Source organism: Sphingobium sp. DC-2 (assembly GCF_000722555.1).
GTDB classification, from domain to species: domain Bacteria; phylum Pseudomonadota; class Alphaproteobacteria; order Sphingomonadales; family Sphingomonadaceae; genus Sphingobium; species Sphingobium quisquiliarum.
Genome location: NZ_JNAC01000071.1, coordinates 1 through 2,503, shown reverse-complemented (window position 1 = coordinate 2,503; position 2,503 = coordinate 1). Strand labels below are relative to the sequence as shown.

General features: G+C 63.7%; 3 protein-coding genes. All 3 read right to left on the bottom strand.

Going from position 1 to position 2,503, the window contains the following annotated elements; translation table 11 throughout:
* Window positions 1-25: 25 nt before the first annotated feature.
* Genes ET21_RS0115545 through ET21_RS0115535 form a run of 3 tightly spaced genes read right to left on the bottom strand, consistent with a single transcriptional unit; the run spans window position 26 to window position 2,367 of the window.
* Window positions 26-1,579, bottom strand: coding sequence for an IS66 family transposase (locus tag ET21_RS0115545; RefSeq protein ID WP_030540397.1), 1,554 nt, complete (start codon window positions 1,577-1,579; stop codon window positions 26-28).
* Between the two features lie 60 nt (window positions 1,580-1,639).
* Entirely contained in the window at window positions 1,640-1,987 is a 348-nt protein-coding gene (gene tnpB, locus ET21_RS0115540; protein WP_030540396.1) for an IS66 family insertion sequence element accessory protein TnpB, read from the bottom strand.
* A complete protein-coding gene (locus tag ET21_RS0115535) occupies window positions 1,984-2,367 on the bottom strand; it encodes a transposase (RefSeq protein WP_030540395.1) in 384 nt (127 codons plus the stop codon). The genes tnpB and ET21_RS0115535 overlap by 4 nt, the downstream gene beginning before the upstream one ends.
* Window positions 2,368-2,503 lie beyond the last annotated feature (136 nt).

Here is a 2,503-nt window from a genome sequence, read left to right as displayed (position 1 = left end):
GTAAGCGTGGGCTGGAGGCCGCAGATCAGGCGGCTTCAGCGATCGGTTGCTGATCTGGCCGCCAGTTCCACGGCATGAGTTCATCCCAGCGGGCAGCGGGCCATTCGCCAGCGATCTTGGCGATGACGTCGGCGATATAGGCCTGCGGTTCGAGGCCATTGAGTTTGGCGCTCTCGATGACGGAATAGACGGCAGCGGCGCGCTCGCCGCCCGCCTTTGAGCCGGCAAATAGCCAGTTTTTACGGCCCAAGGCCACGCAGCGCATGGCGCGCTCCGCAATGTTGTTATCGATCTCCAGACGGCCATCATCAAGGAAGCGCGTGAGCGCGATCCAGCGCTTACGGCCATAGGCGATCGCCTTGGCCATCTCGGACTTAGGCGAGAGACGGCGCAAGGCATCGTCGAGTGCCTGGCGGAGATCATCGATCAATGGTCGGGCGCGGTCCTGCCGGCTTCGTCGTCGGATATCGGGTTGCTGGCCTCGAACCTCTGCCTCGATCTCGTAAAGCTCACCGATGCGTTCCAGCAGATCAGTGGTGAGCGGCGTCGGCTTGGTGGCGTGGATGTCGAATATCTTCCGCCGGAAATGCGCCCAGCAAGCAATCTCGGTGACACGGTTCGTGTCGTAGAGCTTGTCATAACCGGCATAGCCGTCAGCCTGGAGATAGCCGGTGAAGTTGGCCAGCTGCCGCTGGGGATGCGCGCCGGTGCGATCGGTGGTGAACTCATACCAGACCAGCGAGGGGGTCGTGGCGCCGGAGCCTCGATCGTCGACGGCGTAAGCCCAAAGCCTGCCAGTCGCCGTCTTGCCGCGGCCCGGATCAAGCATGGGAACCGGCGTATCATCGGTATGGATCTTCGAGGCGGTCAGGCCGACCTCGCGGATGCGACTGACGATCGGGTCGAGCAGCACGGATGCTTGTCCAACCCAGCCCGCCAGCGTTGAGCGGTCGATCTCGATCCCCTGCGCCGCCATAATCTCGGCCTGACGGTAAAGCGGCAGATGATGATCGAACTTGGAGACGACGACGTGGGCCAGTGTGCCGAAGGTCGCCTTGCCCCGGGCAATGGCTTTTACCGGCGCAGGCGCCTGCACGATCTTCTCGCAGGACCGGCAGCTATACTTGGGCCGGATGGTCCGAACGACGCGCCACTGTACTGGCACGGCATCGAGCATCTCGTCGCTATCCTGCCCCAGCGGCCGCAATGCCCCACCGCAGCCGGGACAGGTGCAGTTGCCCTTCTCAGGTTCGATCCGCTGATCTTCGCGTGGCAGATGGGCGGGCAGCGCCCGAACAGGCGACGGCCGATCAACCTCTGCCGGATCGGCCCGACGCGCGGCAGCGACGATGGCCTCGCCTTCGAGTTCTTCGAGGGCCAACTCAAGCTGGGCGATCTGGGTATCAAGCTTCTCGGACGACTTACCGAACTGCATCCGCTTGAGGCGCGCGATCTGCACGCGCAGCGTGTCGATCAGGATGTCGCGGGCAGAAATATCGGCGTGGGCGGCCACCAAAGCAGCTTCGAGCTCGGCGATCCGAGCGTCTTTGTCAGGGAAAGAAAGGCCTGCGTCCGACACCGCGATCCTATAGCGGAACAGCGATCGTAATGCCAGAAAAAGCGCCAGAAAATGGGCGTTTTAGCCCGAGAGCGACGGGGTAAAAGTGCGCTCCGGCCGCCGCCAGTCGATGCCTTCCAATAGCATGGAAAGCTGGGCCGCGGTCATCACCACCGACCCGGTCTTGGTTGATGGCCACACGAACCGGCCCCGGTCCATCCGCTTGGAAAACAGGCACATGCCCTGGCCATCATACCAGAGCAGCTTCACCAGATCGCCGCGCTTGCCGCGAAAGGCGAACAGCGCGCCGGAATGCGGGCTTTGCTCCAGAACCTGCTGCGTCATCACGGCAAGGCCGTCAAAACCCTTGCGCATGTCTGTCGCGCCGCAGGCCAGGAATATCCGCGTTGATGGTGGCAGCGGGATCATCGCGTCAGGATGCCGATCACCCGCGACAGGGCATCGGCATCGACCGTGGCATCCACGCTTACCTTGATACCAGACGGCAGCTCGATGCCGATCACTCCCTCGCTGCGTGCCGCGACCGTTGGCGCGGGCAACGCCAGTTGATCGCTGATCTGCACCTCCGCAAAGGCAGGCTCAATCGACTTGCGCACCCCGGCGAGCTCACCGGACATCGCCTGTCGCCGCCATGTGTAGATCGAGCCGCTGCCGACGTCATGGCGTTCACAGGCGGTGCGCACGCAGCCCTCCGGGCCGAATGCATCCCGCAGCACGGCCAGCTTCTGCTCTACCGTCCACCGCCGCCGGCCTGACACCCGGCTAACGATCTCTATCCGACTACTCATACGACCGCTCGTATGAGTAGTCGCTGCGCCGCTCGCTGAATCCTCAATCTCGTCCGACACCGGCCACCCCGCTCAAAGAGCGGCAATCATCCCGGCGAATGGGCGCTGCGCAAGGCGGCCGCCAGACCCCGCTTAC